We start from the raw sequence: 26672 nt of genomic DNA on the forward strand, positions 1-26672 counted from the left end.
TCTCCCCGCCCCACCCGAACCCCGCCCCACCCGAACCCCGCCCCACCCGAACCCCGCCCCACCCGAACCCCGCCCCCTCCGGACCCCAACCCCCAACCCCCAGCACCTCGCCGCCCCCGCCCCCGCCCCCACCCACCGCCCAAGATCATCCCCGGTGCAGAATGACCCGTATGCCTACCTCGAACACACCGATAACGGCAACGCTCCACGACGCCCCGATGGTCGGCCGCACCCTGGCACGGGCCTTCGGCGACGACCCGATGATGCGCTGGTTCTTCCCCGACGAGGCCACGCGCGAGGCCGGTCTCAGCCGTTACTTCACGACCCTCTTCACCCGGCAGTACGGCCTCCATGGCGTCTGCGAGCGCACCGACGCCGCCGCCTCCTTCTGGGTGGCGCCCGAGGGGCAGGAGAAGGCCGTGCCCGACGCCTCCACCGTCCAGGAGCTCGCCGACATCCTCGGCGACCGCGCCGGTCTCTTCCGCGAGGCCGTCGAGGCCGCAGCCGCGCACACGCCGCCGGAGCCCCACTGGTACCTCGCCGTCATCGGCGCCGACCCCGCCGCCCGCGGCCAGGGCCACGGGTCCGCGCTGCTGCGCTCGGGTCTCGCCCAGGCCGACGCGGCGGGCCTCCCGGTCTACCTGGAGTCCTCCAAGCCGTCCAACCTCCCCGTGTACGAGCACTTCGGCTTCGCCGTACTCGGCGAGGCGTCCCTGCCCGGCGGCGGCCCGACGCTGTGGGCCATGCGGCGCCCGCCGCAGGACCCGGCCCCGGCCCCGGCCTAGACCCAGACCCAGACCCAGGTCCCGCCTCAGGCCCCCGCCGGCTCCGCGTCCTGAACGCGCAGGTGGTCCAGCAGCCCCGCGGCCTCCGGGTACGGCTCCTCGCGGGGCAGTAGCCGGCGGGCCGCCTCCGGCCCGTCGGTCCGGACCACCTCGCGTACGCGGTGCGCCAGCGGCGTCACGTCGCTGATGGACACCGTCCACTCGTCCGCGTACCGCCTCGCCGCCTCGCCCGAGAGCCCGAGCTGGAGCGAGCGGTACGGGAGCGGGCGGAGCGCGGGATCCCGCTCCGGATCCCACTGCACACGCGTGGGTGCCTGCCTCAACTGCCGCTTCCACGCCACCCGGTCGGCGTGGACGCCGCGGACGTAGTGGGACAGGCAGGCGTTCCGTACGGCCCACTCGAAGCCCTCGCGGGTGATCTCCACGGCGAGGACGGTCTCCTGGCCCTCCTTCGCCCCCCAGCCGCAGCGGTACATCATCCACAGGAACGACGGCTTGATCCACGTCATCCGGTCCCGCTTCCAAGCGGCCGGAAATCGACCCTCACGGGCCGCGGGCAGGCCGATCGCGGGCCGGTACGCCTGGTAGACGGTGACCGTGCGCGCGGTGTGGAGCGCACGGATTCGGTACTTCGGTTCCTCCATCGCCCCAGCGTCGGCGAAGACCCGGGAAAGAACCACCGGTTAAAGACCGGCCAAAGACCGGTCAAAGGGCGGCTACACCCCCACCGCCTCCTTCGCGTCGTACGCCTCCCGGGCCGCCGCGATCTCGTTCTGGTGCTGCTCGGTCCAGGTGACGAGCGAGCGGATCGTCGTGTGCAACGTGCCGCCCAGGGCCGTCAGTTCGTACTCGACGCGCGGCGGGATCGTCGGATGGACCGTGCGCTTCACCAGTCCGTCCCGCTCCAGCTGGCGCAGGGTCACGGTCAGCATGCGCTGGCTGACGCCGTCGATCTCGCGCTTGAGCTCCGTGAAGCGCAGGACCCGGCGGTCCAGGAGCGCGATGACGAGGAGGGACCACTTGTCGGCGACCCGGTCGAGGATCTGGCGTACCTCGCAGTCCTCCCGCGTGTCCCACTGGAAGGGGTCGGGGTCGCCCGCGTCCCCATAGGTTCCCGCGCAGTGACTCGGTTCCTTCAAAGTGCCTTCTTCCATGGCTCCCGATCCTCCCGCAGGATGCAGGTGGTTACAAGAGGGAACCGACCCCCGGGACGGTAACCCGGTCGGTAACCGGCCACCCCAACCCACCCTGCCCTGGAGACAGTTGTGTCCCTACGCGCCTGGAGTCTGCTCCTCGTCCTCTCCGGGACGATCTTCCTCGAAGGCATCGACGTCGCCATGCTCGCCGTCGCCGTCCCCACCCTCCGCGCCGACCTCGGCCTCGGCACCGGCACCGCCGCGTGGGTCATGTCCGCCTACGTCCTCGGCTACGCCGGCTTCACCCTCCTCGGCGGCCGCGCCGCCGACCTCCTCGGACGGCGCCGGATGCTCCTCGGCTGGCTCACCGTCTTCCTGCTCTTCTCCGGCCTCGGCGGCCTCGCCGACGAGGGCTGGACCCTCATCCTGGCCCGCTTCGTGACGGGCGTCGCCGCCGCCTTCATGACCCCGGCCGCGCTGTCCATCATCACCACGTCCTACGAGGAGGGCCCCCAGCGCAACAAGGCCCTCCTGGTCTTCGCGGGCACCGCCGCCGGCGGCTTCTCGCTCGGCCTCGTCATCGGCGGGCTGCTCACCCAGCTCGGCTGGCGCTGGGTCTTCTTCGCGCCGGTCCTGCTCGCCGCCGCGATCCTGGTCGCCGCGATCGCCCTGATCCCGAAGGAGCCGCGCCCGGTCCGCGTCAAGGGCGGCTTCGACCTGGGCGGGTCGCTCACCGCCGCCGGGGCGATGCTCCTCCTCGCGTACGGCATCGTGCGTCTGGAGCACGGCTTCGCCGGATGGCAGGTCACGGTCGCCGCGCTCGCCGCCGGACTCCTCCTCGCCGGCGTCTTCGTCGCCGTCGAACGCCGGGCATCCACCCCGCTCGTCCGCCTCGGCATCCTCCGCCAGGCCTCGCTCGTCCGCGCCGACCTCGGCGCCCTGCTCTTCGTCGGCTCCTTCTTCGGCTTCCAGTTCATGGCCACGCTCTACCTCCAGGAGCTGCGCGGCTGGTCGTCCCTCCAGACGGCCCTCGCCCTCCTCGTCATGGGCGTCGACGCGGTCCTCGCACCGACCCTGACCCCGCGGCTCGTGGCCCGGTACGGCAACGCCAAGGTGATCCTCGGCGGCTTCGTCCTCGCCGTCGTCTCGTACGCGCTGTTCCTGCCGGTCGGCCCGGACTGGTCGTACGCGGCCATGTTCCCGACGCTGTTCCTGACCGGGCTCGCCTTCGCCCTGGCGTACGGACCGCTCACCATCGCCGGTACGGACGGCATCGCGGAGGAGGAGCAGGGGCTCGCGAGCGGACTGCTCACGACGGCCACCCAGTTCGGCTCGGCGGTCGGCATCGCGGCGGTGACGGCGGTGTACGGCCTGGCCGGCGGCGGTCTCGACGGCTTCCGGGCGGCGCTCGTCGTCCCGCTGGTCATGGTGGCCCTCGGGGCCGCGGTCACGGCGACGGGAGTACGCGGAAGCGCCGGCCGATCGACGGAGGGACCGGCCCGGGAGGACCTGGCCCAGGGCGCCCCGGCGGCCCCGGCGTCTGCGACGAAGGTCACGGTCTGAACGCCCCCGCCCGCCCCTAATGTGGAGGGATGGAGTTTTCGCCCGGCTGCCCGCTGATCGACTTGGTCGCCACGTACATGCCCCGGCTCTCGGAGTTCACCTTCGAGCCGGGGCTTGTGGCTGCCGTCGACCAGCACGCGGCTGCCGTGTGCGACGCGCTGATCCCCGCTCAGCGGGGACCGGAGGCCCGGACCGTCGCGCGGGAGGAGCTCGCCGACTACGTCCTCGGGTTCACCGACTGGCTCTCCGAGGTCGACTGGACCGAGCCCGTCGGCCACGACTTCGCGACCCTGCGTCTGACGGCGGTCTGCTGGCTGATCCGGGAGCACGACCTGCTGGGCGTGTGAGCCCCCACCGAATCTCGGTGCACGGACTACATCGGGTCCATCGGAGGCTCCTGGCCGGGGCGACGCTCCTCGCCCCGCCCCATGCCCTCGCGTCCCTCGCCCCGCGCCATCCGCTCCTGCGCGGCCGGCATCCCGCTCCGGGCGTCCTCGCGGCCGCGCTGGTAGGCCGCGACCTGGTCCTTCGCCCGACCGGTCTCCTCCTCGGCCGCCGACAGCCAGCGCTCCCAGCGCCCCCGCATCGGGGTGACGAGGCCGCCGCCGACGCCGACGATCACGACACCGGCGATCATCGCGAGCACCGCCGTGAGCACCGGCCCGGTCACCGAGGTCGCGATGCCCGCCTGGCTCAGCGCGGCGATCACACCGAGGCCGACGATGAACGCCCAGGCCGCCGTGGCGAGGATCTTGCCGTAGGACGTCTGGCTCAGCGCGCCCTCCACGATGTCCCGCACCGCGCGGGCGATGGCCATGGCGACGACGACGATGACACAGGCGACGATCGCCTTCGGCAGCCAGGACACGATGCCGTTGATCATCACGCTGACCGGGTTGGGGCCGAAGACCCCGAAGGCCAGCTGGAGGGCGATCAGCAGGATCGCGTAGTAGAGGATCTTGGCGATGATGCCGGTGGCGTCGTACTTCGACCCCTTGAGGGTGTTCGCGACGCCGCTGCGCTCGGCCATCCGCTCGAAGCCGACCTTGCGCAGCACGCGGTCGGCGACCTTGGCGATCATCTTGGCGACGAACCAGCCGACGAGGAGGATCGCGAGGAAGGCGATGAACTTCGGTACGAACTCGGCGACGGCGGACCAGGCGTCCGTGAATCCCTTGCCGAAGTCGACCGAGAGGGCGAGGGGCTGCGACATGGAGCCATCACTCCGCTCGGGAGGGCCCCGTCCGTTCCGGGGCCTGGACTCCCGACGTAACTACGGCTCGGGCGTACCCGCCCCCGGTCAGCGTCCCGGCTGCGCCGAAGGGGTGGAAACCGCCGGCGTCGGCGGCACCGGCGCACCCGCCGATGCCTCCGCCGACGCCTTCGCCGCCTCGACCGCGGCCCGGCTGCGGCGGGCCGTGCGCAGGGCGTCCCAGGTGAGGAGGGTCAGGGCCAGCCAGACGAGGGAGAAGCCAGCCCAGCGCTCCGGCGGCATCTCCTCGTGGAAGTAGAGGATCCCGAGCAGGAACTGGAAGGTCGGCGCCAGGTACTGGAGGAGCCCGAGTGTCGACAGGGGTACGCGGATCGCGGCCGCCCCGAAGCAGACGAGCGGGACCGCGGTGACGATGCCGGTGGCGGCGAGCAGGGCCGTGTGGCCGGCGCCGTGGTCGCCGAAGGCGAGCGTGCCCTGGGCGCCGAGCCAGACGAGGTAGCCGAGGGCGGGCAGGAACTGGACGGCGGTCTCGGCGGCGAGCGATTCGAGGCCGCCGATGTTGACCTTCTTCTTCACGAGGCCGTAGGCGGCGAAGGAGAAGGCGAGGGTGAGGGAGATCCAGGGCGGCCGCCCGTATCCGATCGCGAGGACGAGTACGGCGGCGAAGCCGATGCCGACCGCCGCCCACTGCGCGGGGCGCAGCCGTTCCTGGAGGACGAGGACGCCGAGGGCGATGGTGACGAGCGGGTTGATGAAGTAGCCGAGGGACGCCTCGACGACGTGGCCGGTGTTGACGGACCAGATGTAGAGGCCCCAGTTCACGGTGATGACGGTGGCGGCGACCGTGATCAGGCCCAGCTTGCGCGGGCTGCGGACCAGCTCGCGTATCCAGCCCCAGCGGCGCAGGGCGAGCAGGGCGACGCCGACGAAGGCCAGGGACCACACCATCCGGTGGGCGAGGATCTCGATCGCCCCGGCGGGTTTGAGGAGGGGCCAGAAGAGCGGGACGAGCCCCCACATGCCGTAGGCGCCGATCCCGTAGAGCAATCCTGCTCGCTCCGCGTTCTCCGTGTTCTCCGTGGTCTCCGTCTTCACCGGACCTCCCGCCCTGTGCCGCGCTGTCCTGTCGAAGGTAGCGCCGCACCGGGCGGGTTGTCATGCCCGTACCGCAATACGGTCATGACGGTTCAGGAGGCGGCCAGGGCTTCCTCGATCGTCACGGCGATCGGGGTGGTGGGGCGGCCGATGAGGCGGGCCAGGTCGCCGGTCCGGCGGGCGAGCGCGCCACGCTCGATCGCCCGGTCGACGTCGACCAGGATCGCGGCGAAGGACTCGGGGACCCCGGCGCCGGTGAGGATCGCGAGGTGGGTCTCGGCGGGGACGTTGCTGTACGCGATCTCCCGGCCGGTCTGCGCGGCGACCTCGGCCGCGTACTCGGCGAGCGACCAGGCGGTGTCGCCGCTCAGCTCGTACGCCTTGCCCAGGTGCTCATCGGCCGGGCCGGCCAGGACGGCGGCCGCGGCGGCGGCGTAGTCGGCGCGGGAGGCGGAGGCGACCCGGCCCTCGCCCGCGTTGGCGACGACGGCGCCGTGGGCCAGGACGGGGGCGAGGTTGGCGGTGTAGTTCTCGGTGTACCAGCCGTTGCGGAGGAAGGTGTGCGGCAGGCCGGAGGCGAGGATCAGCCGCTCGGTCTCCTTGTGCTCGGCGGCCAGGTCGAAGTCGGCCTCCGGGCCGCCGAGGATGCCCGTGTACGCGAGCTGGGCCACGCCCGCCGCCTTGGCCGCGTCGATCACGGCGGTGTGCTGGGCGACGCGCTGCCCGACCTCGCTGCCCGAGATCAGGAGCACCCGGCCGCCGGCCTCGAAGGCGCCCGCCAGGGTCTCGGGGCGGCTGTAGTCGGCGATCCGCAGCTCGACACCGCGCTCGGCGAGGTCGGCGGCCTTCGCCTTGTCGCGGACGACGGCGACGACGGACTCGGCGGGGACGGGGCCGGCGGGGGTGGCGCCGGCGAGGAGGGCGTCGATGACGAGGCGGCCGAGCTGTCCGGTGGCGCCGGTGACGACGATGCTCATGGTGGTTCCTTCTCCGTGGGGTTCCGTGGGGTCCGCGGGGTGCGGTGGGCGGTCCACTCACCGTACGACGGGCGCTAACCTTTCGTAAGTACCCACTTTGAAGTAAGGTACTGGTATGGGAGTAAGTGAGGAACCGAAGGCGAAGGACCTGCTCGGTGACGTCGACGGCACCATGTGCCCGGCCCGGCTCGTCCTGGAACACGTCACCAGTCGCTGGGGCGTCCTGATCCTGATCGCCCTCAGGGAGCGCTCGTACCGCTTCAGCGAGCTCCGGCGGCACGTCGGCCGCGTCAGCGAGAAGATGCTCACGCAGACGCTCCAGACCCTGGAGCGCGACGGCTTCGTCCACCGCGACGCCAAGCCCGTCATCCCGCCCCGCGTCGACTACAGCCTCACCACCCTCGGTGAGGAGGCCGCCCGCCAGGTCTGGGAACTCGCCCGCTGGACCGACCGCAGGGTCCCCGAGGTCGAACAGGCCCGCGAGCGGTACGACACGGCACGTCGCGAGAGGGATACCGCTTCGTCCCAATGACGTTGTAGACGCGGCGAGTTGGGTCGCCAAGTCGTACGATCTGCTCACTGTTCGGGGGAAACCGTGAGGGACCGTGGGGGAACTGTGGCGTACGGGGACCGAAGACTGCTGCGCGCCTGCTGCGCCGTACTGGTGGGCGGGCTGATCACGACCGGGTGCGCCGACGGCGACGACGGGAAGAGGCCCGACGGCAAGAACGGCGGGGGGACCACGAGCGCGTCGGCCGCGCCGACCGCCTCCGCGCCGACCAAGGCCGGGCCGACCCCGACCGCCCCGCGGACCGCACTCGACTTCGACCCCGACCCGAAGCGCGCGCCCAAGAACGAGGCCGACGCCAAGAGGATCGCGCTCGCCGTCGTCGCGGGGCCCGACGCCTGGGGACCGGAGTACGTCGAGCGCACCCCGCACCTCAGCGACCCCGCCTACTGGCCCGTCCTCGGCGCCAACTGCTCCTGGGGGACGGGCACCCGGCCCTCCACCGTCCTCTACAGCGTCACCGCCTACAGCGAGATCCCCGCCGACGGCGCCCTCGGGAACCTCAGGGTCGCCGCCACCGTCACCGTGCACCGCACCGAGGCCGACGCGGACTGGGAGATGGCCGGGACCCTGGAGGAGGCGCTCCGCTGCCCCGACCAGAGGCTCCGCGACGGCGAACGCATCACCGGCCTCATCTCCCTCGGCAACCCCTTCGGTGTCGGCGGCAACTACACCGCCACGGACTCCCTCGGAGAGCGCGGCGTCTACCACAACGACGCCATGAAGGGGAAGCACTCCTACGGCTGGTACCAGTCCCGGATCGGCCAGATCACCGTCGCCACCGTCGTCAAGGGAGCACCCGGCTACAGCGAGGATGCGACCGGCACCACGGTCGCCACCGTCCCCGGCCAGGTGCAGGCCCTCGTCACGATGATCAACCGCGCGACGGACCAGCTGGAGGCCCAGTCATGACCGAGCCGACCCCGCCCCGCCCGGACCACGAGCCCGCCTCCCAGCCGGAGCCCCAGCAGGCCCCCGGCCCCCAGCCGACCCCGCCCCGCCCCCAGCCCGGTGACCTCCACCCCCTCCTGTCCTCCGATCCGTCCTCCCTCGCCGGCTACCGGCTTCTCGGGCGGCTCGGGGCCGGCGGTATGGGGGTCGTCTATCTGGGCCGTACGGAGAACGGCGAGCTCGCCGCCGTCAAGGTCACCCATGCCGACCAGGCCGACCAGCCCGACTTCCGGGCCCGGTTCCGCCGTGAGGTCGAGGCCGCCCGGCGGGTGTCCAGCCCCTGGGCCGTCCCCGTCATCGGCGCCGACCCGGACGCCCCCGAACCGTGGATGGCCACCGCCTTCGTCCCCGGCCCCTCCCTCGGCGAGGCCGTCACCGCCCACGGCCCGCTGCCCGAAAGGAGCGTCCGCCTCATCGGCTGGGCCGTCGCCCGCGCCCTCGCCGCCGTCCACACGGCCGGGCTCGTGCACCGGGACGTCAAGCCCGGCAACGTCCTCCTCGCCGTCGACGGCCCCCGCCTCATCGACTTCGGCATCGCCCGCGCCACCGGCGAGACCGCCCTCACCGCCACCGACATGGTCGTCGGCACCCCCGGCTTCCTCGCGCCCGAGCAGGCCGAGGCCCGCGCCGACGCCATCGGCCCGCCCGCCGACGTCTTCTCGCTCGGCTGCCTCCTCGCGTACGCGGCGACCGGCCGCCCGCCCTTCGGCACCGGCGCCGTGGACGCCCTCATGTACCGGACCGTCCACGACGCCCCCGACCTCGCGGGCGTACCGGCGGGGCTCGTCGAACTCGTCGGCGCCTGCCTCGCCAAGGACCCGGCCGCCCGGCCCACCGCCGCCGAGATCGGCGTCCGGCTCACCGAGGACGCCCCGGCCACCGGCGCCGGCTGGCTGCCCGACCCCGTCGTCCGTACCATCGCCGAACGCTCCGCCCGGATGCTCGCGCTCCCCGAGATCGACGCCACCCACACGGGCCCGGCGCCGGACGGACCGCCGCGCCGCAGCCGGCGCGGCTTCCTGCTGCTCGCCTCCGGCGCCGCCGTCCTGGCCGTGGGCGGTGGGTCCGTCGCGGCCTGGTCGGCCCTGAAGGAGGACGGCGCCACCGACGGCAAGGGGAACGGCGCGAAGCCGGTCCCGCCCCGCACCAGCTGGAAGATCGGCGTCCTCGCCGACCTCTCCGGACCCGACAAGGAGATGGGCCTCGCCCAGGAGCGCGGCGCGCGGCTCGCCGTCGAGCGGTTCAACGCCCGCAAGGACAAGCCGTACACGCTCGAACTCGCGGTCTCCGACGACCGCGGTGACCGCGCCGGCGCCCTCGCCTCGGCCCGCAGGCTCACGACCGACCCGGGCGTCCTCGCCGTCCTCGGCCCCACCTCCGACGGTGTCGGGCAGGCCGTCCTCCCGGCCTTCGAGGAATCCGGCCTCCCGCTGATCACGGTCTCCGCCGGGTTCAACCTCCTCACCGCCCGGGACGAGGGCAGCGCACCGAACACGACCGTGCTGCGGGCGATCCCGCACCACCCCTACGCCGGGATGCACCTCGCGTACGCCGTCACGCTCCTCAAGGAGATCCGCAGACCCGGAGTCCTCCAGGACCGCACCGACGACCAGTACGGCTGGCAGCTCGTCCGGGGCGCCCAGTTCGCCTTCGGGCAGGCCGGCCTCACGCCCCACTTCCGGGTGATCCCGGCCGCCGCACGGGACTACCGCGCGATCCTCGGCGAGATGATCGACGCCGGCATGGACGCGTACGTCCACTGCGGGGTCCGCGAGACCGCGGTGCTCGCGGCCCGCGCCCTCGACGAACTCCGCTTCACCGGGCCCCGGTTCGCCGGCCAGCACGCCTTCGGGTCCGCGTTCCTGAAGGAGGCGGGCGCCGCCGCGGAGGGCTGGTTCTTCGGCGCCCCCGTCCTCGACGCCGTCACCCGCAAGGAGGCCGCCGGCTTCGTCGCCGCGTACCGCAAGCGGTTCGGCGCCGCCCCCGCGTACTACACGGGGGAGTCGTACGACGTCGTCACCATGGCCCTCGAACAGCTCGCCCGGAACGCGAAAGCGGGCCGCGCCCCCGCCCGCAAGGGCCTCTGGGCGGAGCTGCGGAAGCAGAAGTACACCGGCGTCATGGGCGGTTACACCTTCGACGAGAACGGAGACCTCACCAACGGCGGCACCTTCGTGCACGCGGTGCAGAACGGCGCCTTCAAGCTGATCGGCCCCGCGCCCGTCATGCCCGCGAACAAGGCGAAGCCGAAGGCCTGACCGTGCAGCCACTGCGCAGGGGCGACCCCTCCTCGATCGCGGGCCACCGGCTCATCGGCCGCCTCGGCGCCGGAGGCATGGGCGTGGTGTACCTCGCCCGCTCCGGCGGCGGGGCCCTCGTCGCGCTCAAGCTCATCCGCGCCGAGCACGCGGCCGACCCCGGGTTCCGGGAGCGGTTCCGCCGCGAGGCGCGCGCCGCCGAGCGGATCACCGGGCGCTGGGTCGTCCGGGTCCTCGGCGCCGACCCGGAGGCCAGGGAGCCGTGGCTGGCGACGGAGTACGTGCCGGGGCCGTCCCTCGCCGAGGCCGTCGCCCTGCACGGCGCCCTGCCCGAGCCGACCGTACGGGCCCTCGGCGCCCGGCTCGCGTCCGCGCTCGACGGCATGCACGCGGCCGACCTCGTGCACCGGGACGTCAAGCCCGGCAACGTCCTCCTCGCCCTCGACGGGCCCCGGCTCATCGACTTCGGCATCGCCCGCTCCGCCGGGGCGACCGCGCTCACCGCGACCGACGCGATGATCGGCACCCCCGGCTTCCTCGCGCCCGAGCAGGCCAGGGCGGCGGGGGCGGGGGAGGTCGGCCCGGCCAGTGACGTCTTCTCGCTCGGCTGCGTCCTCGCGTACGCGCTGACCGGCGAACGCCCCTTCGGTACGGGCGGGGTGGCCGCGGTCGTCTACCGCACCGTCCACGAGGAGCCCGACCTCACCGACGTACCGGACACGATCCTGCCCCTGGTCAGGGCCTGTCTGGCGAAGGATCCGGCGGCCCGGCCCACGGCGGCGGAGGTACGGGCGGTGCTCGGGGAGGCCGACGCGCCGGCGGGGGACTGGCTGCCGTCGGGGCTGCCCGCGCTCATCGCCCAGCGCTCCGCACGGGTCCTGGACCTGCCGGTCCCTGAGCCGACGATGCTCGTGCCCCCCGAGCCGCCGAAGGGGCTCTCGCGGCGCGGCCTCCTGATGGGCGGCTCGGCGGCGGCCCTGGCGGGCGCGGGCGGCCTGACCGCCTGGCTCCTGAGCCGTACCCCGGAGGGCACCGGAGTGGGCACCCTCGGCGGCACGGGAGTGGGCACGCTCGGGGGGAAGGGCGGAGGCGCCGGCGCCCCGCTCCCGGCGTACACGCTCGGCCTGCTCACCGACCTCAGCGGCCCCCTGAAGGTGTACGGCCGGGCCCAGGAGCGCGGGGCCAGGGTGGCCGTGGAGGCCTGCAACGCCCGCCGGGACCGCCTCTTCGACCTGGTCCTGCGGGTCGTGGACGACGGCGGGGACGCGGCGCGCGCCACGGCCGCCACCCGCACCCTGCTCAAGGACGAGAACCTGATCGGTGTGGTTGGCCCGGCGACGGCGGCGAGCGTCGTCGCGGCGGTGGCCGAACTCGTGGACCGTTCCGTCCCGCTGGTGAGCGTCCTCGCCGCGGTGCCGACCGGGACCACGGTGCCGGGGCAGACCATGAGGCGCACCTACTTCGAGCCGCGTTCCGCCGCCGACACCCTGATCGTGCCCTACATCCGCTATCTCTCCGAGCACGAGGCCGTGCGGACCGCGCTGGTGGAGGACCGGGCCGGCGGCCGGGACAGCTGGTTCGCGGTCAAGAGCATCAAGACCACCCCGCCCGCGCAGGACCTCGGCGGGGTGGTCACCACCCACCCCGTCGCGAAGGACAGCGAGGACTTCGGCCCCGCCGTACGGGCCGCGCTCGCCACCGACCCGCTGGGCGTGATGTACGTGGGGACCTCGCCGCGCCGGGCCGCGCTCTGCGCCAGGGCGTTGCGCGACCAGGGGTACGAGGGGCCGTGCGGCGGCGTCGAGGCCGCGCTCCAGCCGGAGTTCCTCAGGCTCGCGGGTCCTGCGGCCGAGGGCTGGTACTTCGGTACGGCCTTCGCCGACCCCGACGGCCTTCCGGCGGCGAAGGAGTTCACCGCCGCGTACCGCAAGCGCTGGGGCGTCCCTCCTGCCGTCCCCGTCGAGCCGTACGCCGCGGAGGCGTTCGACGCGGTCAACTGGGTGATCCAGGCGCTCGGGACGGCGGTCGCGAACCACGCGGAGTCGGTGGCCGCGGGGGCGGCGAACAGCCTGCGGCAGGACGCGTACCAGGGCGTCGTCAGGCAGTACTCGTCGGCGGGCAGGGACAGCAGCGTCGCGGCGCTCGTCGGGCTCTTCCTCTGGCAGGTGAAGGGCGGGGTCCCCCGCTTCCTGGGGAAGTTCGACGAGGCGGCGGCCGCGGGGACGTGACGAGGGCCCGGTCCGTACGGGTGTACGGACCGGGCCCTCTGCGTCGGGCTGTCAGCCGACGACCGTCCAGGTGTCGTTCCCGGCGAGGAGCTGACCGAGGTCGCCCTTGCCGTACTGCTCCACCGCCGTCTCCAGCTGGTCCGCCATCAGCGTGTCGTACACCGGCCGGTCCACCGACCGGAACACCCCGATGGGGGTCTGGTGGAGGGTGTCCGGGTCCGCGAGCCGGGAGAGCGCGAAGGCGGTGGTGGGGGTGGCCGCGTGGGCGTCGTGGACGAGGATCCGCGACTCGTTCTCGGGGGTGACGGTGACGACCTGGAGGTCGCCGGTCACCGGGTCGCGGACGACGCCCTTCTCGTCCTCGGCGCCGAAGCGGATCGGCTGCCCGTGCGTCAGCCGGATCACCGCCTCCTTGGCCTGGTCCTTGTCCTTGAGGACCTCGAAGGCGCCGTCGTTGAAGATGTTGCAGTTCTGGTAGATCTCGACGAGCGCCGTGCCGTCGTGGTCGGCGGCCTGCCGCAGCACCTCGGTGAGGTGCTTGCGGTCGGAGTCGACCGTACGGGCCACGAAGGAGGCCTCCGCGCCGAGCGCGAGCGACACCGGGTTGAAGGGCGCGTCGAGCGAGCCCATCGGCGTCGACTTGGTGATCTTGCCGACCTCGGAGGTGGGCGAGTACTGGCCCTTGGTGAGGCCGTAGATCCGGTTGTTGAAGAGCAGGATCTTGAGGTTGACGTTGCGGCGCAGGGCGTGGATGAGGTGGTTGCCGCCGATGGAGAGCGCGTCGCCGTCGCCCGTGACGACCCAGACGGACAGGTCGCGGCGGGAGGTGGCGAGGCCGGTGGCGATGGCCGGGGCGCGGCCGTGGATGGAGTGCATCCCGTAGGTGTTCATGTAGTACGGGAAGCGGGAGGAGCAGCCGATGCCGGAGACGAAGACGATGTTCTCCTTCGCCAGCCCGAGGTCGGGCATGAAGCCCTGCACGGCGGCGAGGACCGCGTAGTCACCGCAGCCCGGACACCAGCGGACCTCCTGGTCGGACTTGAAGTCCTTCATGGACTGCCGGCCCTCGGCCTTGGGCACCAGGCTCAGCAGCGTCTCCGTGGGCTCAGGCATCGATGGCCTCCTTGAGGACGGCGGCGAGCTGCTCGGCCTTGAACGGCATGCCGTTGACCTGGGTGTGGCTGCGGGCGTCGACGAGGTACTTCGCCCGGACGAGGGTGGCGAGCTGCCCGAGGTTCATCTCGGGGACGACGACCTTCTCGTACCCCTTGAGGACCTCGCCGAGGTTCTTCGGGAAGGGGTTGAGGTGGCGCAGATGGGCCTGGGCGATGTGCCCGCCGGCTCTGCGGATGCGGCGGACGGCCGCGGTGATCGGCCCGTAGGTGGAGCCCCAGCCGAGGACCAGGGTGCTGCTCGCGCCGTCCGGGTCGTCGACCTCGATGTCGGGGACGTCGATGCCGTCGATCTTGGCCTGCCGGGTGCGGACCATGAACTCGTGGTTGGCGGGGTCGTACGAGATGTTGCCGGTGCCGTCCTGCTTCTCGATGCCGCCGATGCGGTGTTCGAGGCCGGGCGTGCCGGGGACGGCCCACGGGCGGGCGAGGGTCTCCGGGTCGCGCTTGTACGGCCAGAAGACGTCGGTGCCGTCCTCCAGCGTGTGGTTCGGGCCGGTGGCGAACAGCGTCCGCAGGTCGGGGAGCTCCTCGACGTCCGGGATGCGCCAGGGCTCGGAGCCGTTGGCGAGGTAGCCGTCGGAGAGCAGGAAGACCGGCGTGCGGTACGTGAGGGCGATCCGGGCCGCCTCGATCGCCGCGTCGAAACAGTCCGCGGGGGTCTTCGGGGCGACGATCGGGACCGGGGCCTCGCCGTTGCGGCCGTACATGGCCTGGAGGAGGTCGGCCTGCTCCGTCTTGGTGGGCAGACCGGTGGACGGGCCGCCGCGCTGGATGTCGACGACGACCAGCGGCAGCTCCAGGGAGACCGCGAGGCCGATCGTCTCGGACTTGAGCGCCACGCCGGGGCCGCTCGTGGTGGTCACGGCGAGCGAGCCGCCGAAGGCCGCGCCGAGCGCGGCGCCGATGCCGGCGATCTCGTCCTCGGCCTGGAAGGTGCGGACGCCGAAGTTCTTGTGCCGGCTGAGCTCGTGCAGGATGTCCGAGGCCGGGGTGATGGGGTACGAGCCCAGGTAGAGCGGCAGGTCGGCCTGGCGGCCGGCGGCGATCAGCCCGTAGGAGAGGGCCAGGTTCCCGGAGATGTTGCGGTAGGTGCCGGTGGGGAAGGCCGTGGTCGCCGGGGCGATCTCGTAGGAGACGGCGAAGTCCTCGGTGGTCTCGCCGAAGTTCCAGCCGGCCCGGAAGGCGACGATGTTCGCCTCGGCGATCTGCGGCTTCTTCGCGAACTTGCTCCGCAGGAAGGTCTCGGTGCCCTCGGTCGGCCGGTGGTACATCCAGGACAGCAGCCCGAGCGCGAACATGTTCTTGGAGCGCTCGGCCTCCTTCCGGGAGAGACCGAAGTCCTTGAGGGCCTCCACGGTCAGCGTGGTCAGCGGCACCGGGTGGACCCGGTAGCCGTCGAGGGAGCCGTCCTCCAGGGGCGAGACGTCCCAGCCGATCTTCTTCATGGCGCGGGGCGCGAACTCGTCGGTGTTGACGATGATCTCGCCGCCGCGCGGCACGTCCCCGAGGTTGGCCTTGAGGGCGGCCGGGTTCATCGCGACCAGCACGTTCGGGGCGTCGCCCGGGGTCAGGATGTCGTGGTCGGCGAAGTGGAGCTGGAAGGACGAGACGCCCGGCAGGGTGCCGGCGGGTGCGCGGATCTCGGCCGGGAAGTTCGGCAGCGTGGAGAGGTCGTTCCCGAAGGACGCCGTCTCCGAGGTGAAGCGGTCACCCGTCAGCTGCATACCGTCACCGGAGTCACCCGCGAAGCGGATGATCACGCGGTCGAGACGGCGCACTTCCTTCTCGGCGCCGTGGTGCGGCTTCGCCGGGGCGCTGCGCTGCTCCCCCAGCAGGGCCTCACCGGCCTCGCTACTGACCTGACTGGTCACTGAACTGGACCTCCCTCGCGGCAAGGGGACTCTCCGCCGGAGGCGGAGAAGGCTCGGGACGCGGCCGGCCGATCACCGTCCGTCCCCGAGGCCCACCCTACGACGGTAGGGCGGGCCCTCCCGGGACTTCTCGCATCATGGACCTCTTTTTGAGACGCCCTCTTGTCCTGAATCGTCACGTTCTGTCGCCATGCGAACATTCCGGAATGTCGGATTCCGCCTCATCCTTTGGACCTAGGGCCCTCGGGGCGTACGACGGGCGGCCTCCGACCTCCGGTACCGCTCTCAACTGACAGAGTGTCAGATTCTCAGGATCTCAGATACGTCAACACTGCGAGTACCCGTCGATGATCGCCGTCACTCGGCGACAGGCCCAGCTTCAGGAAGATGTTGCTGATGTGCTTCTCCACCGCGCCGTCGCTCACCACCAGCGCCTTCGCGATCGCCGAGTTCGTCCGGCCCTCCGCCATCAGACCGAGGACCTCCCGCTCGCGCGGCGTCAGGTTCGCCAGCACGTCCTGCTGACGGCTCCGGCCGAGCAGCTGCTGCACGACCTCGGGGTCGAGCGCGGTACCGCCCCCGGCCACCCGGACCACGGCGTCCACGAACTCGCGGACCTCCGCGACCCGGTCCTTCAGCAGATACCCCACGCCCCGGCTGGAACCGGCCAGGAGTTCGGTGGCGTACTGCTCCTCCACGTACTGCGAAAGGACCAGGACGCCGAGCCCCGGATGCTCCTTGCGCAGCCGCACCGCCGCCCGCACGCCCTCGTCCGTGTGCGTCGGCGGCATCCGTACGTCCGCGACGACGACGTCCGGCAACGCGTCCTGAGCCGCCAGCTTCGCGACCGTCTCGACGAGCGCCTCCCCGTCACCGACACCGGCGACGACCTCGTGCCCCAGATCGGTCAGGAGCCGGGTCAGCCCCTCCCGCAACAACACCGAATCCTCGGCGATGACCACCCGCACCGCCCCGTCTTGCCCACCCACGCCGTACAGCCCCCATGTTGTCGTGTCGCCCAATGCGACCCCCAGCATGGCACTGTCCCCCCGTCGCGGGCATGCGTTACGAGCGCCAGGGCAGTTCCGCCGTCACCGTCGTCGGGCCCCCCGAAGGCGAGTCCACCGCGAGCACCCCGTCCACCGCACCCACCCGCTCCGCGAGCCCCGCGAGACTCCGCCCCGCCACCGTCTCCGCCCCGCCCACCCCGTCGTCCCGCACCTGGAGCATCAGCCGGTCGCCCGACCGCCACACGTCCACCCACGCCCGCCGCGCCCGCGCGTGCGCCGTGACGTTCCGCAGCAGCTCCGAGACCGTGAAGTACGCGATCCCCTCGATCGCCGGCACCGGCCGGGCCGGCAGGTCCACGTCCACCGACACCGGCACCGCGCACCGGGAGGCGACCGCCGAGAGCGCCGCGTCGAGCCCGCGGTCGGTGAGGACCGCCGGGTGGATGCCACGGGCCAGGTCCCGCAGCTCCTGGAGCGCGAGCTTCACCTCGCCGTGCGCCTCACCCACGAGCACCGCCGCCGCCCGCGGGTCCTCCGCGAGCTTCTCCTTCGCGAGACCCAGGTCCATGGCGAGCGCGGCGAGCCGCGCCTGCGCCCCGTCGTGCAGGTCCCGCTCGATGCGCCGCAGGTCCGCCGCGGCGGTGTCGACGACCACGCCCCGGTCCGACTCCAGCTCCGTCACACGGGAGGCGAGCCGCGAGGGGCCGAGGAGCCCGGAGACCAGGAGCCGGTCGACGGCGACGAACCCGCGCAGCAGCCACGGCCCCACCAGCACGAACAGCAGCCCGATCAGGCTGGTCGCGGTGACCTCGAAGGGCGAGTCGAGGTACAGGTCGTGGGAACCGTCGCCGTACAGCTGGAGGCCGTCCTGCCCCACGTACGCCGGGAAGGTCCACTGCCACAGCGGATACGTGAAGAGGGTCCAGCCCCAGGTCCAGAACGCCACCGTCACCCCGAACGAGAACACCGCCCACGGCAGGTGCACCACCGCGTACAGCAGGTGCCGCCACGACGCCCCGCTCTTCAACATGGCCCCCATCCACGAGAACGCCCCGCCGGTCTTCCCCCGCACCGGCTCGGGGGCCTCCACGTCGAGCCCGAGCAGCCCGCGCGCCCTGGCCCGCTCCACCGCGCCGAAGCCCCGGCACATCGCGAGGGCCCCGGCGAGGATCGGCACACCGAGGAAGGTGATGAGCAGCCCGGCGCCGACCGAGACGAAGGCGACGGAGAGCGCGAACCAGCAGATGCTGAGCGGCAGCCCGATCAGCACGTAGAGGAGGGCACGCCAGGTGCGGGCCTCGAACGGCGCGCGGATCGCGGCGGGAAGTCGGTGGGAGGCCATCGCGGGGGTCCTTCGCTGGGTGAGGTGGGTACGTGTTCCAGGGTTCCGTCCCGGGACCGTCCGGACCATGAGGCGGGTGGGCGTCTGGGGGCGGGGGTTTTCCCTACCTGGGTGGTGAGGGGGGCCTGCGCGAGGGCCCTAGGTCTGCGCGAGGGCCCTAGGTCAGGGCCCTAGGTCAGGGCCCTACGCCTCAGCGGGCCCCACGCCTCAGGGGGGGGCGCCCCCGCCGCTCACCGCCCGCCGCTCACTGCCCCGTCCGCGAGCGCCACGGCAGCTCCGCCGTGACCGTCGTGGGGCCGCCCTCGGGGGAGTCCAGGACGAGCAGCCCGTCCACCGCGCCGAGCCGCTCCGCGAGCCCCGCGAGCCCCGTACCGCCGTCGAAGCGCGCCCCGCCCGCCCCGTCGTCCCGAACCTGGAGCAGCAGCCGGTCCTTGGCCCGCCACACCTCCACGGACGCGGACCGGGCACGCGCGTGCTTGGAGACGTTCTGGAGCAGCTCCGACACCGTGAAGTACGCGATGCCCTCGATCGCCTCCGCCGGCCGCTCCGTCAGGTCCACGGTCACCTTCACCGGCACCGTGCAGCGCGCGGAGACGGAGGAGAGCGCGGCGCTCAGCCCCCGGTCGGTGAGGACCGCCGGGTGGATGCCGCGGGCGAGGTCCCGCAGCTCCTGGAGGGCGAGCTTCACCTCCCCGTGCGCTTCGTCGACCATGGCCGCGGCCGTCTCCGGGTCGTCGAGGAGCTTCTCCTTCGCCAGGCCGAGGCCCATGGCCAGGGCGACGAGCCGGGCCTGCGCGCCGTCGTGCAGATCGCGTTCGATGCGCCGCAGGTCGGCCGCGGCGGTGTCGACGACCACGCCCCGGTCCGACTCCAGCTCGGCGATCCGCCGCTCCAGCTCGTCGGAGGGCGAGAGGAGGCCCCGGACCATGCCCCGGTCGGCGTTGGCCAGGCCCCGGGAGAGGAGGGGGAGTACGGGCCAGAGGACGATGAGCGAGACCAGGGCGACCGTGAAGGTCACGATCCCCCACGGCAGCCGGATCAGCCCGTACAGCTGCGTCCGCCACGCCACCGGGTCCTTCAGCCTGCTCCACAGCCAGCCGAAGAAGCCGCCGCGCGAGGGCAGCGGGGACGGTTCGGCGACCTCGACCCCGAGCAGCCCGCGTGCCCGCGCCCGCTCCGACCGGCCGATCAGGCGGGCGCCGCCGAGCCCGAGGGCGAGCAGCGGGAGCCCGATCACGGTGACCGAGAGGGCGACGCCGAGGAGCACGCTGACGACCGCGTAGACGAAACCGGCCAGGGCCGTGAAGAGGTTGGAGAGGAGGAAGGCGATCTCCTTCCAGGTCTCCTTGCCGTAGGCGGTGCGCCGGGGCGGATGGGGGGCGGCGGCGGAGGAGCCGGGGGCCCCGGAGGCCCCGGCGGTGTCAAGATCAGCGGTCATGCTCCCCAGACTGCCGGTCGGGGACCGCACGACGCCATGGGGGAGGTGGGTGAGCGGCACGGGGGATAGCCCCACCAGCACCGCGCACCCGCCGCGTGGACGATCACGTACGCGACCGCGTACGCGACCACCTATGTGACTGCTTACGGTCCCTTTAGCAGGGCCTAGACTCGCGTCCGACAGAAGTGACTCCTGAGACTGGGACAACGAGACCGAGGGGTGGACGGCCGTGCGGGAACCGACCGTCGTCGCGGCCGACGCGGCGGACTACTTCCAGACGTACTCCGTCGTCGGCCTGCTCGCCGTCGTCGGCGTGCTCTTCGTCGCCGTGGCGTTCGGAGCGGGCCGGCTGCTGCGGCCCGTCGTGCCGACGCCCGAGAAGCTCCTCACGTACGAGTGCGGTGTCGACCCCGTGGGGGAGGGCTGGGCGCACACCCAGGTCCGCTACTACGTGTACGCCTTCCTCTACGTGATCTTCGCCGTCGACTCGATCTTCCTCTTCCCCTGGGCGACGGTCTTCGCGGCGCCCGGCTACGGCGCCACGACCCTGGTCGAGATGTTCGTCTTCCTCGGCTTCCTCGCCGTGGGGCTGCTCTACGCGTACAAGAAGGGCGTCCTGTCATGGACGTAACACCCCTGCCCGCTCCGAAGCTGGGGCCGCTCGCCCGCCTGGCCCCCGAGCCGATGAAGGTGGTCCTGAACTGGGGCCGCCGCTACAGCCTGTGGGTCTTCAACTTCGGGCTCGCCTGCTGCGCGATCGAGTTCATCGCCGCGTCGATGGCCCGGCACGACTTCATCCGCCTCGGCGTGATCCCGTTCGCGCCGGGCCCGCGCCAGGCGGACCTGATGATCGTCTCGGGCACGGTGACGGACAAGATGGCGCCGGCGGTGAAGCGCCTGTACGAGCAGATGCCGGAACCGAAGTACGTCATCTCCTTCGGCGCCTGCTCGAACTGCGGCGGCCCGTACTGGGACTCGTACTCGGTGACCAAGGGCGTGGACCAGATCATCCCGGTCGACGTGTACGTGCCGGGCTGCCCGCCCCGCCCCGAGGCGCTGCTCCAGGGCATCCTCAAGCTCCAGGAGAAGATCGCGCGGGAGAACCTGGCGGAGCGGTACGCGACGGCCGCCTCGGTCTCCCAGCTGACCAGCCCCCTGGTTCCGCGGCCGGAGGGCGGCACGACATGACGGTCTACGACACGCTCCCCGACTCCGTCACGGAGATCTTCGGCGAGGAGGCGGTGGCGGAGCAGGCGTACGACCTGCTGACGGTCGACGTCCCGCCGACGGCCTGGATCCAGGCCCTCACCACGGCCCGCGACACCCTCGGCTGCACGTACTTCGACTGGCTGAGCGCGGTGGACGAGCCGGGCACGGGCTTCCGGGTCTGCGCGCACGTGGTGTCGCTCGCGGAGGGCCGCCCGCGCCGCCTCCTCGTCCGTACGACGGTCCCGCACTCCGCCCCCGTCCTGCCGACGGCGCTCGGGGTGTACGCGGGTGCGGGCTGGCACGAGCGCGAGACCCACGAGATGTTCGGCGTGGACTTCACCGGCCACCCGCACCTCGTGCCGCTCCTCCTCCCGGAGAACTTCGAGGGCCACCCGCTGCGCAAGGACTTCGTCCTGGCGGCCCGGGTCGCCAAGGCGTGGCCGGGCGCGAAGGAACCGGGCGAGTCCCACGACGGCGGCCCGAAGCGCCGTCAGATGCTCCCCCCGGGCGTCCCGGACCCCAACGAATGGGGCCCCCTGAAGGGCCAGCTCCCCCCGGCCCCGACCCGCCCGACCCGAGCGGCGGGAGACCGCCCGACCCGCCGAGCCCGCTCGGTGTCGGAGGGCTCGACGACCCAGGCAGAAGCGACCACTCAAACCCCGGCGGAAGCGACCACTCCGACCCCGGACCCGACCGACACCCCACGCCCGCCGCGCCGCACCCGCTCGGTCTCGGAGGGCTCGGCGAGCCAGTCGGCCCCGGAGCCGGCCGTCGCGCCGGAGGAGGGCGCTGGGGCGGCTCGCCCGCCGCGCCGCACCCGCTCGGTCTCGGAGGGCTCGGCGAGCCAGTCGGCCCCGGAGCCGGCCGTCGCGCCGGAGGAGGGCGCCGGGGCGGCTCGCCCGCCGCGCCGCACCCGCTCGGTCTCGGAGGGCTCGGCGAGCCAGTCGGCCCCGGAGCCGGCCGGCGCGCCCGAGGAGGGCGCCGGCGCTCCGCCCGCGGCGACCCGCCCGCCCCGCCGCTCGCGGTCCGCCGCCGACGGTTCGGCGAGCCAGTCGGCCCCGGACCGCCCCGAGCCGCGCGAGGAGGTTGCGCCCCCGCGCAACCGCAGCTCCGACGCGCCCTGGCACCACGCCCGCCCGGCATTCGACGACGAGGCCACCACTCCGCCCACCCCGGCGAAGCCGGACGGCCCCGGCACACCGGCCACGGAGTCGGCGACGGCCGGACCCGACGCCGGGCCGAAGGCCCCGGAAACGGCGCCCGCGCCCGAGCCCGCCGAGCCGGCCGCAGGCCCCGACACCGCCCCGCAGGGCGACGACACCGACCCCACCACCCCCGCCGGAGGCGATCCCGCGTGAACGACGTACTCGACGTCGCCCTCCGGCTGCTCGACGTCTTCGCCGTCTTCCTCGTGCTGCCCCTCGTCGTCGGGCAGACCGAGCACAAGGTCATGGCCCACATGCAGGGCCGCCTCGGCCCCATGTACGCCGGTGGCTTCCACGGCTGGGCCCAGCTCGTCGCCGACGGCGTGAAGTTCGCGCAGAAGGAGGACGTGGTCCCCAAGGACGCAGACCGGCGGGTCTTCCAGCTCGCGCCGGCCGTCGCCCTCCTCCCGTACCTCCTCGTCCTCGTCGCGATCCCGATCGGCCCGAGCGAAGGGGCCGTCGGCCAGGTCGTCGACGCCGGCATCTTCTTCGTCCTCGCCGTGATGGGCGTCGGCGTCCTCGGCAGCCTGATGGCCGGCTGGGCGTCCGCGAACAAGTTCTCGCTGCTCGGCGGCCTCCGTACCGCCGCCCAGCTCCTCGCGTACGAGCTCCCGATGCTGCTCGCCGCCGCCTCCGTCGCGATGGCCGCCGGCACCGTCTCCCTCCCCGGCATCCTGAACGCCTTCGAGTGGTGGTGGCTGCCCTGGCAGATCGTCGGCGCCCTCGTCTTCTTCGTGGCGGGCCTCGCGGAGCTCCAGCGGCCCCCGTTCGACATGCCGGTCGCCGACTCGGAGATCATCTTCGGCGCGTACACCGAGTACACCGGCCTCCGCTTCGCCCTGTTCCTGCTCGCCGAGTACGCCGGCATCGTCGTCCTGTGCGGCCTCACCACCGTCCTGTTCCTCGGCGGCTGGCACGGCCCCTTCGGCGCGGACGGTCTCGGCTGGGTCTGGACCCTCCTCAAGACCGCCGTCCTCGCGTTCGTCGTGATCTGGCTGCGGGTGAGCTACCCGCGCCTGCGTGAGGACCAGCTCCAGAAGCTGGCCTGGACGACGCTCGTCCCGCTCGCCCTCGCGCAGATCGCGCTCACCGGCATCGTGAAGGTGGCGATCAACTAATGGCTCCGTTCCCCGGTTCCGGCCTCGCCAAGGGCCTCGCCGTCACCCTCCGCACGATGACGAAGAAGACCGTCACCGCGCAGTACCCGGACGTCCAGCCCGAGCTGCCGCCCCGCACCCGCGGGGTCATCGGGCTGTTCGAGGAGAACTGCACGGTCTGCATGCTCTGCGCCCGCGAGTGCCCCGACTGGTGCATCTACATCGACTCCCACAAGGAGACGGTGCCGGCGGCCGTCCCCGGCGGCCGCGAGCGCAGCCGGAACGTCCTCGACCGGTTCGCCATCGACTTCTCGCTCTGCATGTACTGCGGCATCTGCATCGAGGTGTGCCCGTTCGACGCGCTGTTCTGGTCGCCCGAGTTCGAGTACGCGGAGACCGACATCCACGAACTCACCCACGAGCGCGACAAGCTCCGCGAGTGGATGTGGACGGTTCCCGAACCGCCCGCGCTCGACCCGGCCGCGGAGGAACCGAAGGAGATCGCGGCGGCCCGCAAGGCAGCCGAGAAGGCCGCCGCGGCGGCAGCGGCCGCCGAGGCCCAGGCCGCCGAGGGAGACCAGCAGTGAACCTCGCCGCAGCCGCCCCCGGCTTCCTCTCGCCCACCGGCGTCGAGATCGCCTTCCTCCTCGTCGGTCTCGTCACCCTCGGCGCCGCCCTCGTCACCGTCACCACCCGCCAGCTCGTGCACGCCGCGCTCTGGCTGGTCGTGGCGCTCGGCGGCCTCGCCGTGGAGTACCTGCTCCTCACCGCCGAGTTCATCGCCTGGGTCCAGGTCCTGATCTACGTGGGCTCCGTCGTCGTCCTCCTCCTCTTCGGCCTCATGCTCACCAAGGCCCCCATCGGCCACTCCCCGGACGCCGACTCCCGCAACCGGCCGGTCGCGATCGCGGTCGCCCTGGCCGCCGCGGCCGCGCTCGTCTGGGTCGTCGTCGACGCGTTCCGTACGACCTGGATCGACCTGGACGGAGCCGTACAGGGCTCCACGAAGGTCTCCGGCGAGATCCTCTTCCGGCACTGGGTGCTGCCCTTCGAGGCGCTGTCGGTGCTCCTCCTGGCCGCCCTGGTCGGCGCCATCGTGCTCTCCCGGAAGAAGAAGGAGGGGGAGCGCTGATGCATCTCGCCTACCCGGCCGTCCTCGCCGCCCTCCTCTTCGCCATCGGCGTGTACGGCGTCCTCGCCCGCCGCAACGCGATCCTGGTCCTGATGTCCGTCGAGCTGATGCTCAACGCCGTCAACCTCAACCTGGTCGCCTTCGACGTCTGGCTCCGCGACACCCTCCACGCCGGCCAGGCCCTCACCCTCTTCACCATCGCCATCGCCGCCGCGGAGATCGGCATCGGTCTCGCGATCGTCCTGATGGTCCACCGCAACAAGGGCACCTCGGACGTCGACCGCCTCCGCGACACGGCGGAGCCCCCGGACGGCACGCCCGACGCCGACCTGCCCGACGACGCGCCCGACGACGGGCCCCACGGCCCCGACGGGCCCGCACCCGAGACGCCCACCGGCGAGAAGGCCGAGGCCACCGCGTGACCACCACGACCCTCGCCGTCCTCGTCCCCCTCCTGCCCTTCCTCGGTTCCGTCGCCGGTCTCCTGCTCGGCCGCACCGCGCCCGGCCTCGTCCGCCCGCTCGCCGTGCTGCCGACGCTCGCCGCCGCCGTCCTGGCCGTCCTCGTCGCCGCCCGACAGGGCGGCGGGAAGGCGATCGACGCCGCCACCCAGCTGACCCCCACCGGCTCGGTCCCCATCGACCTGGCCCTGCACATCGACGGCTTCGCCGCCCTCGTCGCCGTCCTCGTCGGCGTCGTCGCCACCTGTGTGCAGATCTACTCGACCGGCTACCTCCGTCAGGACCCGCGCTACCCCTCGTACGCCGCGCTCGTCTCCCTCTTCACCTCCGCGATGCTGCTCGTCGTCTACTCCGGCGACCTGATGGTGCTCCTGGTCGGCTGGGAGATCATGGGCATCTGCTCGTACTTCCTCGTCGGCCACTACTGGGAGACCCCCGAGGCGCGGGCCGCCTCCCTGAAGGCCTTCCTCGTCACCAAGCTCGGTGACGTCCCCTTCCTCATCGGTCTCTTCGCGCTCGCCGCCGACGCGGGCACCTTCCGGATCACGGGCGTCCTCGACGCCGTCGCGAGCGGCGGCCTCGACCACCCCACCCTGATCGCGCTGCTGCTGCTCGCCGGTGTGGCGGGCAAGTCGGCGCAATTCCCGCTGCACACCTGGCTCCCCGACGCCATGGCCGGCCCCACCCCCGTCTCCGCGCTCATCCACGCGGCGACGATGGTCGCCGCCGGCATCTACTTCACGGCCCGGCTGCTGCCCGTCTTCGCCGCCTCCGCCGCCGCGATGACCGTCCTCGCCGTGATGGCCGCCGTGACGATGGTCGGCTCGGCGCTCGCCGCGCTCGCCCAGGACGACATCAAGCGGGTCCTCGCCTATTCGACGATCGGCCAGCTCGGCTACATGGCCGGTGCCCTCGCCGTCGGCGACCGGGGCGCCGCCGTCTTCCACCTCCTCTCGCACGCCGCCTTCAAGGCGCTGCTCTTCCTCGCCGCCGGCGCCGTCATCCACGCCGCCGGCACGAACTCGCTGACCGCCATGTCCCGCATGAGCGGCCTCGCGAAGCGCATCCCCGACGCGTACTGGACGATGACCGTCGCCCTCCTCGCGCTCGCCGCGATCCCGCCCTTCGCCGGCTTCTTCTCCAAGGAAGCCGTCCTCGTGGCCGCCGAGCACACCGCGCTGGGAGACCAGGCCGTCCGGACAGCCCCCGCCGCGGCCGGCTGGACCGTCCTCGTCGCGGGCCTGCTCACCGCCCTCCTCACGGCCGCGTACGCGCTCCGCCTCTGGCTGCGGACCTTCCGCGGCCGAGGCGCCGAAGCCCCGGACCACGGCCGCCAGCCCATCGCCATGACCAGCGTCCTGTGGGTCCTCGCGATCCCCTCCCTCGGCTTCGGTCTGACCGTCACGTACCTCGACGACTGGTTCGACGGGCACGCCCTCACCCCGACCCTCACCACGGCCGTCCTGGGCACGGGCCTCGCCGCCGCGGGAGCCGCCGTCACCTACGCCGTCTGGCGCACCCTCGCCGCCAGGGCCCCGGCCGCCGCCCCCGCGCCCCGCGTCGCCCACCCCGACGCCGAAGCGGGACTCGTCGAGGCGGAGGCGCTGCACCTGCCGCACCCCGCGAAGGACCCGGCCGACCCCGGCCGCGTACTCCTCGGGCCGCTGCACGGCCCCGCCGCCGACGGCTTCCACCTGGACGCCGTTTACCGGGCGGCGTTCGTCCGGCCCGTCCTCGCCGCCGCCACCCTGGTCCGCTTCCTGGACCGCGAGGTCGTCGACACCTACGTCAGCGGCGCGGGCAGCGCCACCAAGGGGCTCGGGTGGCTCGTCCGCCGCGCCCAGACCGGCAACGTGCAGACCTACCTCAGCGCCCTGCTCGCCGGCTCCGTCGTCCTGGCGATCGTCGCCGTCGCCCTTGCCAACGCCGTCGCCGGAGCGTGAGCCGTGATCGATATC

25 protein-coding genes are annotated in these 26672 nt (G+C 72.9%); 15 read left to right on the forward strand and 10 right to left on the reverse strand.

The window, feature by feature from the left end; genetic code table 11:
* Positions 1 to 161: 161 nt before the first annotated feature.
* Positions 162 to 785, forward strand: a complete 624-nt coding sequence (locus tag ABT034_RS09970) for a GNAT family N-acetyltransferase (RefSeq protein WP_351213248.1) — start codon at positions 162 to 164, stop codon at positions 783 to 785.
* A 26-nt stretch (positions 786 to 811) separates the two neighbouring features.
* Here ABT034_RS09970 and ABT034_RS09975 read toward each other — a convergent pair whose 3' ends face one another.
* Positions 812 to 1429, reverse strand: coding sequence for a DUF4291 domain-containing protein (locus tag ABT034_RS09975; protein WP_351213250.1), 618 nt, complete (start codon positions 1427 to 1429; stop codon positions 812 to 814).
* A 72-nt stretch (positions 1430 to 1501) separates the two neighbouring features.
* The gene (locus ABT034_RS09980) at positions 1502 to 1939 is read right to left on the reverse strand and encodes a winged helix-turn-helix transcriptional regulator (RefSeq protein ID WP_351213252.1); all 438 of its coding nucleotides are present in this window, start codon (positions 1937 to 1939) and stop codon (positions 1502 to 1504) included.
* Positions 1940 to 2050: 111 nt separating this feature from the next.
* Between ABT034_RS09980 and ABT034_RS09985 the strand changes: the two genes are divergently transcribed.
* Complete coding sequence (locus ABT034_RS09985; RefSeq protein ID WP_351213254.1) at positions 2051 to 3484, forward strand: MFS transporter; 1434 nt, start codon at positions 2051 to 2053, stop codon at positions 3482 to 3484.
* A gap of 29 nt (positions 3485 to 3513) precedes the next feature.
* On the forward strand, positions 3514 to 3831 hold the full coding sequence (locus tag ABT034_RS09990; protein WP_351213256.1) for a DUF6401 family natural product biosynthesis protein: 318 nt from the start codon (positions 3514 to 3516) through the stop codon (positions 3829 to 3831).
* A 26-nt stretch (positions 3832 to 3857) separates the two neighbouring features.
* Here ABT034_RS09990 and ABT034_RS09995 read toward each other — a convergent pair whose 3' ends face one another.
* From ABT034_RS09995 to ABT034_RS10005, 3 genes are all read right to left on the reverse strand, one after another.
* Positions 3858 to 4697, reverse strand: a complete 840-nt coding sequence (locus tag ABT034_RS09995; RefSeq protein WP_351213258.1) for a mechanosensitive ion channel family protein — start codon at positions 4695 to 4697, stop codon at positions 3858 to 3860.
* Between the two features lie 87 nt (positions 4698 to 4784).
* Complete coding sequence (rarD, locus tag ABT034_RS10000) at positions 4785 to 5717, reverse strand: EamA family transporter RarD (protein WP_502972874.1); 933 nt, start codon at positions 5715 to 5717, stop codon at positions 4785 to 4787.
* 167 nt (positions 5718 to 5884) lie between these two features.
* Positions 5885 to 6769: an SDR family oxidoreductase gene (locus tag ABT034_RS10005; protein ID WP_351213262.1), complete on the reverse strand. Its 885-nt coding sequence runs from the start codon at positions 6767 to 6769 to the stop codon at positions 5885 to 5887.
* Between the two features lie 115 nt (positions 6770 to 6884).
* Between ABT034_RS10005 and ABT034_RS10010 the strand changes: the two genes are divergently transcribed.
* From ABT034_RS10010 to ABT034_RS10025, 4 genes are all read left to right on the forward strand, one after another.
* Entirely contained in the window at positions 6885 to 7301 is a 417-nt protein-coding gene (locus tag ABT034_RS10010; RefSeq protein WP_351213264.1) for a winged helix-turn-helix transcriptional regulator, read from the forward strand.
* 84 nt (positions 7302 to 7385) lie between these two features.
* Positions 7386 to 8249 carry a hypothetical protein gene (locus ABT034_RS10015; protein ID WP_351213266.1) on the forward strand — a complete coding sequence of 288 codons (864 nt, stop codon included), beginning with the start codon at positions 7386 to 7388 and terminating at the stop codon, positions 8247 to 8249.
* On the forward strand, positions 8246 to 10546 hold the full coding sequence (locus tag ABT034_RS10020) for a bifunctional serine/threonine-protein kinase/ABC transporter substrate-binding protein (protein WP_351213268.1): 2301 nt from the start codon (positions 8246 to 8248) through the stop codon (positions 10544 to 10546). Before ABT034_RS10015 ends, ABT034_RS10020 begins: the two co-directional genes overlap by 4 nt.
* A 2-nt stretch (positions 10547 to 10548) precedes the next feature.
* The gene (locus ABT034_RS10025; RefSeq protein ID WP_351213270.1) at positions 10549 to 12774 is read left to right on the forward strand and encodes a bifunctional serine/threonine-protein kinase/ABC transporter substrate-binding protein; all 2226 of its coding nucleotides are present in this window, start codon (positions 10549 to 10551) and stop codon (positions 12772 to 12774) included.
* A 51-nt stretch (positions 12775 to 12825) separates the two neighbouring features.
* On the opposite strand, the gene ABT034_RS10030 is transcribed toward ABT034_RS10025, so the two are convergent.
* The 5 genes from ABT034_RS10030 to ABT034_RS10050 form a co-directional block, all read right to left on the reverse strand.
* Entirely contained in the window at positions 12826 to 13887 is a 1062-nt protein-coding gene (locus ABT034_RS10030; RefSeq protein WP_351213272.1) for a 2-oxoacid:ferredoxin oxidoreductase subunit beta, read from the reverse strand.
* On the reverse strand, positions 13880 to 15820 hold the full coding sequence (locus tag ABT034_RS10035; protein WP_351213274.1) for a 2-oxoacid:acceptor oxidoreductase subunit alpha: 1941 nt from the start codon (positions 15818 to 15820) through the stop codon (positions 13880 to 13882). Before ABT034_RS10035 ends, ABT034_RS10030 begins: the two co-directional genes overlap by 8 nt.
* A gap of 308 nt (positions 15821 to 16128) precedes the next feature.
* Positions 16129 to 16788, reverse strand: coding sequence for a response regulator (locus tag ABT034_RS10040; protein WP_351213738.1), 660 nt, complete (start codon positions 16786 to 16788; stop codon positions 16129 to 16131).
* A 97-nt stretch (positions 16789 to 16885) separates the two neighbouring features.
* The gene (locus ABT034_RS10045; protein WP_351213276.1) at positions 16886 to 18172 is read right to left on the reverse strand and encodes a sensor histidine kinase; all 1287 of its coding nucleotides are present in this window, start codon (positions 18170 to 18172) and stop codon (positions 16886 to 16888) included.
* Between the two features lie 244 nt (positions 18173 to 18416).
* Positions 18417 to 19610: a sensor histidine kinase gene (locus tag ABT034_RS10050; RefSeq protein ID WP_351213278.1), complete on the reverse strand. Its 1194-nt coding sequence runs from the start codon at positions 19608 to 19610 to the stop codon at positions 18417 to 18419.
* A 229-nt stretch (positions 19611 to 19839) separates the two neighbouring features.
* Between ABT034_RS10050 and ABT034_RS10055 the strand changes: the two genes are divergently transcribed.
* The 8 genes from ABT034_RS10055 to ABT034_RS10090 are packed head-to-tail and all read left to right on the forward strand — an operon-like array spanning position 19840 to position 26657.
* Complete coding sequence (locus tag ABT034_RS10055; protein WP_351213280.1) at positions 19840 to 20241, forward strand: NADH-quinone oxidoreductase subunit A; 402 nt, start codon at positions 19840 to 19842, stop codon at positions 20239 to 20241.
* Entirely contained in the window at positions 20232 to 20798 is a 567-nt protein-coding gene (locus tag ABT034_RS10060) for an NADH-quinone oxidoreductase subunit B (RefSeq protein WP_351213282.1), read from the forward strand. Before ABT034_RS10055 ends, ABT034_RS10060 begins: the two co-directional genes overlap by 10 nt.
* Positions 20795 to 22177 (forward strand): NADH-quinone oxidoreductase subunit C, encoded by a 1383-nt coding sequence (locus ABT034_RS10065; RefSeq protein ID WP_351213284.1) that lies wholly within the window; start codon positions 20795 to 20797, stop codon positions 22175 to 22177. The genes ABT034_RS10060 and ABT034_RS10065 overlap by 4 nt, the downstream gene beginning before the upstream one ends.
* Positions 22174 to 23142 (forward strand): complex I subunit 1/NuoH family protein, encoded by a 969-nt coding sequence (locus ABT034_RS10070; RefSeq protein WP_351213286.1) that lies wholly within the window; start codon positions 22174 to 22176, stop codon positions 23140 to 23142. Before ABT034_RS10065 ends, ABT034_RS10070 begins: the two co-directional genes overlap by 4 nt.
* A complete protein-coding gene (locus tag ABT034_RS10075; RefSeq protein WP_351213288.1) occupies positions 23142 to 23708 on the forward strand; it encodes a NuoI/complex I 23 kDa subunit family protein in 567 nt (188 codons plus the stop codon). Before ABT034_RS10070 ends, ABT034_RS10075 begins: the two co-directional genes overlap by 1 nt.
* Positions 23705 to 24253 carry an NADH-quinone oxidoreductase subunit J family protein gene (locus ABT034_RS10080; RefSeq protein ID WP_351213290.1) on the forward strand — a complete coding sequence of 183 codons (549 nt, stop codon included), beginning with the start codon at positions 23705 to 23707 and terminating at the stop codon, positions 24251 to 24253. Before ABT034_RS10075 ends, ABT034_RS10080 begins: the two co-directional genes overlap by 4 nt.
* Positions 24253 to 24675, forward strand: a complete 423-nt coding sequence (gene nuoK / locus ABT034_RS10085; RefSeq protein WP_351213292.1) for an NADH-quinone oxidoreductase subunit NuoK — start codon at positions 24253 to 24255, stop codon at positions 24673 to 24675. Before ABT034_RS10080 ends, nuoK begins: the two co-directional genes overlap by 1 nt.
* A complete protein-coding gene (locus ABT034_RS10090; RefSeq protein ID WP_351213294.1) occupies positions 24672 to 26657 on the forward strand; it encodes an NADH-quinone oxidoreductase subunit 5 family protein in 1986 nt (661 codons plus the stop codon). Before nuoK ends, ABT034_RS10090 begins: the two co-directional genes overlap by 4 nt.
* Positions 26658 to 26672 lie beyond the last annotated feature (15 nt).

The sequence above is a fragment of the Streptomyces sp. NPDC002773 genome (genome assembly GCF_040295605.1).
Classification (GTDB): domain Bacteria; phylum Actinomycetota; class Actinomycetes; order Streptomycetales; family Streptomycetaceae; genus Streptomyces.